Raw genomic sequence first — 4,362 nt, forward strand, 5'->3', positions numbered from 1 at the left:
CGATATTCAAAAACGCGATGAGGAGACCGTCAAGAATATGCAAACGGCGTTCAACTTTGTCTAAACGGAACTGTAACCGACGCGTCACGGTTTGCAGGCGGTAGTCAAGCCACTCTTTGAGAATGGAGACTAAAGGTTTAACTTGCGGGCGCCCGTCGAGGCCGAGCATGTTCAGATTGACGCGATAGTTCTTTTCGAGATCTGTGGTGGCAAATAAGTGTGCCATAAGTTGTTCAACATCAACTCGATTCGAACGTGGCACGATGACTAAACGCGTTGGGTTCTCATGGTCCGACTCGTCGCGCAAGTCCGAGACCATGGGCAATTTTTTCGCTTGCATTTGCGCGGCAATTTGCTCAAGTATGCGAGCACCAGAGGCTTGATGCGGCAACGCATCAATAACAACTTCACCGTCTTCCATAATGTAGCGAGCACGCATTTTGATGCTGCCACGCCCGGTTTCATAGATCTTCTCAATGTCGTCGGCAGCAGTGATCACTTCTGCATCGGTTGGATAATCAGGGCCGCGCACATGCGCCATGATATCGCTTAGCGTTGCTTTTGGCTGATCTAACAGCAATGCACAGGCATTTGCTACTTCGCGAGCATTATGTGGTGGTATATCAGTCGCCATGCCGACCGCAATTCCAGTCACACCATTCAGTAAAATATGCGGAAGGCGTGCCGGTAAAATCTTCGGCTCGTCCATGGTGCCATCAAAGTTCGGCACCCAGTCGGAAGTACCTTGAGCGAGTTCAGCGAGCAGTACCTCACTGAAGCGCGACAACCGCGCTTCGGTATAACGCATCGCTGCAAATGATTTAGGATCGTCAGCAGAACCCCAGTTACCTTGCCCATCAACCAAGGGGTAACGATATGAAAATGGCTGAGCCATCAATACCATAGCTTCGTAACAAGCCGAGTCGCCATGCGGGTGGAACTTGCCCAGCACATCACCGACGGTACGGGCTGATTTCTTATATTTTGCCAGAGCAGACAAACCGAGCTCTGACATGGCGTAAATGATGCGGCGCTGCACCGGCTTAAGACCATCACCAATGTGTGGTAAAGCACGATCCATAATCACGTACATCGAATAATTGAGATACGCTTGTTCGGTAAACGCGTGTAATGGCTGCTGTTCAATATTTTCCAATGCCGTACTCATAGCCAGTCCTGTTTCACTTTATTATTATCCAGTTTCATTCGCGCAACGTCGCGGTGTTCATTGAGTTACGCTAATTCGACAAGGTTGCCTTTACTTTCTAGCCAATCGCGGCGGTCACTCGAGCGCTTTTTCGCCAGTAACATATCCATCAGGATGTCCGTCTGCTGCGGATCATCAACCGTTAATTGCACAAGACGACGTGTATTCGGATCCATCGTCGTTTCACGTAATTGCAACGGATTCATTTCACCCAGCCCTTTGAAGCGCTGAACGTTGATTTTCCCGCGTTTCTTTTCGGCTTCAATGCGATCAAGAATCCCCTGCTTTTCACTATCGTCTAAGGCGTAATAAACTTCTTTGCCAACATCAATTCGATATAAAGGCGGCATCGCAATATGCAGTCCATCGGAGTCGGCATCAGCAAGGATGCAGATTTTTCCGTAGCGCAAATTGCTTAAATCGAGCGCTCCAGGATCGACGCCCAGAGCAACCGAAATATCATGAATTTCCTGAGACGCGAGAATCTGATCAGGGTCAACTTCCCAGGTGTTTAGGATTTTCCCACGAAGCGGCATCACCGCTTGAAATTGACGATCACGCGCTTGTTTTGCAGAGCCACCGGCCGAATCACCTTCGACTAAAAACAACTCGCTGCGGTCTGGATCTTGACTGGCACAATCGGCCAATTTGCCCGGGAGTGCCGGACCTTGCGTCACCCGTTTGCGAACCACCTTTTTCGCTGCGCGCATCCGGCGCTGGGCACTTGAGATACAGAGCTCAGCTATTTGCTCGGCTAAATCTGTATGTTCATTTAGCCACAAACTGAATGCGTCTTTCACCACACCACTAACAAACGCTGCCATTTGCCGTGAACTCAAGCGTTCTTTGGTTTGTCCGGAAAATTGCGGGTCACTCATTTTCACTGACAAAATGTAGCTGCAACGGTCCCAGATATCTTCGGGTGTCAAACGCACACCGCGTGGAAGAAGGTTTCGGAATTCACAAAAATCACGCAGCGCTTCTAACATTCCCTGGCGCAAGCCATTCACGTGCGTTCCACCTTGCGCTGTTGGGATGAGGTTGACATAGGACTCACCAATTCCATCGCCACCTTCCGGCAGCCACGTCACCGCCCATTCAGCACCTTCTTCAGCCGCATGAAACTGGCCAATAAAGGGGTCATCGGGTAGACGTGGCAGATCGCGTAAGGCTTCGGTTAAATAGTCTCGTAAACCGTCTTCATAGAACCAAGTCGTCTCTTCACTGTTCACATGGTCTTTGAAGGTGATAGTCAGTCCGGGACAAAGCACAGCTTTTGCACGCAATTGATAGCGCAAACGGCTCACGGAAAATTTTGCCGAATCAAAATATTTAGCATCCGGCCAAAAGCGTACGCGTGTCCCTGTATTACGCTTACCGACAGTACCTGTCACCGCAAGGTCAGTGACCTTGTCACCGTGCTCAAACGCCATTTCATAAACTTGACCATCGCGCTTGACCGTTACATCAACACGCGTGGAGAGCGCGTTAACAACACTAATACCGACACCGTGCAAACCACCAGAAAACTGGTAGTTTTTGTTCGAGAATTTACCACCGGCATGAAGCTTGGTCATGATCAATTCAACACCCGGAATGCCTTCCTCCGGATGGATGTCGACCGGCATACCACGACCATCATCTAGCACTTCAAGCGATTGGTCGGCATGAAGAATCACGGTAATGACCCGCGCATGTCCGGCGAGCGCCTCGTCAACTGAGTTATCAATAACTTCTTGACCAAGATGGTTCGGGCGTGTCGTGTCGGTATACATGCCGGGACGACGTTTGACTGGCTCAAGGCCATTAAGAACTTCTATCGAGTCCGCTTTGTAATCAGTTGTCATAGGTAGTTAAAGCTCGACTGTTGTTATAGTTGTACGCGAATTCGTGTGGTCACAACGCTGTAGATCTTATTAATACAGATAGTAAGAGCGGATGTCACTAGCCAGCATAGTTAAATTCGTATTGCGTCCGCCCAGTTTGAAAACACAGCTTCAGCCAATCCGCCAAATGCTGGTTCAATTGCAGCTTCTCATCACGCGGGTAGGCCGGGTTCTCCGTCGTTAACGTTAACGCGGTTAAACGCTCTTGGCCTTGGCAATCAATAATTTCGGCCATCCGAGCGTCGTGATACAAACGAACGATAAATGACGCTTTGACAAAATCATGCGTATCGGGCGCTGTTTGCGCTATGGCTAAATCTGTGGTGTAACGTGCAGAGGTTTTCTCTTCAATTTGAAAACGCAACTGGTCACCAACTAGAATTTCTCGTTGCAGGGGCTCGTCTTGGCTTTGCGTCAGCAAGCGCTGCAAAGCAGCATAGTTCCGCTCCGCCAAACTGTGTAGACGTTGTAAGTCTGGTACGTAACGTTTTTTATTCAACGTTGGCAAACCCCCATTGTTGGCGAAATCGATTTAAGTGAATCGCCAACCATTGTAACCCAATTACCGTCGCCGCGTTATCCACCTGACCGGCTTCTAGCATAGCCATGACTTCAGTCCGTGGTAGAGGAGTTACTTTGATATCTTCATGTTCACTCGCCAAACCACCAAACTTAGAAGCTGATTCCGCGTCAACCTGAGCTAAATAAATATAGATACGCTCCGTCATGCCGCCCGGACTCGACAAGTAACTTAAGGCGTAATGCAGTGAGTTCGCCTCCAAGCCAGCTTCTTCTTGCAACTCCCTACGCGCAACTTGCTCATGCGTTTCTCCCGCGTCGACCATGCCCGCGACGAGCTCATGAAGCCAGGGTGTTTCGCTGGTGGCTATCGCGCCAACTCGAAACTGTTCAAGCATGACGATTTTATCACTTGCCGGGTCATAAGGGATCACCACAACTGCATGACCGCGATCCATGATTTCACGTTTCATCCAGTCACTCCAGCCACCCGCAAATAGCCGATGGCGAAGGGTTGCTATCTTTACACGAAAGAAACCGCAATAAACTTCATGTGTTTCGCGAATTTCTACATCTTCATGATTGAACTGATCCACATCTCGCTCCCAAGTTGTATTTATTCCATCGTCAATTACGCTGAAGCACGGAATAAGATCGGTGCTGACTCCGTTCTATCTGTGCGAAAGCCTACCTGCCGAGCCGAAAAGCTGCAAGTTATCTCAATGGTAAAGCCATATGTCGCAGGATTGC

The 4,362-nt window shown here is 49.4% G+C and carries 4 protein-coding genes; all 4 read right to left on the bottom strand.

Features of this window, described 5'->3' with window-relative positions; genetic code table 11:
• A partial coding sequence (parC, locus tag J5F18_RS15765) for a DNA topoisomerase IV subunit A (RefSeq protein WP_346299510.1) occupies positions 1-1,168 on the bottom strand: 1,168 nt, incomplete at its 3' end.
• 65 nt (positions 1,169-1,233) lie between these two features.
• On the bottom strand, positions 1,234-3,054 hold the full coding sequence (gene parE / locus J5F18_RS15770; protein WP_346299511.1) for a DNA topoisomerase IV subunit B: 1,821 nt from the start codon (positions 3,052-3,054) through the stop codon (positions 1,234-1,236).
• Between the two features lie 97 nt (positions 3,055-3,151).
• Positions 3,152-3,592 (bottom strand): DUF1249 domain-containing protein, encoded by a 441-nt coding sequence (locus J5F18_RS15775; RefSeq protein ID WP_346299512.1) that lies wholly within the window; start codon positions 3,590-3,592, stop codon positions 3,152-3,154.
• A complete protein-coding gene (locus J5F18_RS15780) occupies positions 3,585-4,208 on the bottom strand; it encodes an NUDIX domain-containing protein (protein WP_346299513.1) in 624 nt (207 codons plus the stop codon). Before J5F18_RS15780 ends, J5F18_RS15775 begins: the two co-directional genes overlap by 8 nt.
• Positions 4,209-4,362 lie beyond the last annotated feature (154 nt).

It is taken from the genome of Halomonas sp. BM-2019 (genome assembly GCF_017584085.1).

Excerpts from the sequence above, each read along its gene's own strand:
- parE (WP_346299511.1), bottom strand. The coding sequence starts at position 3,054 with ATGACAACTGATTACAAAGCGGACTCGATAGAAGTTCTTAATGGCCTT.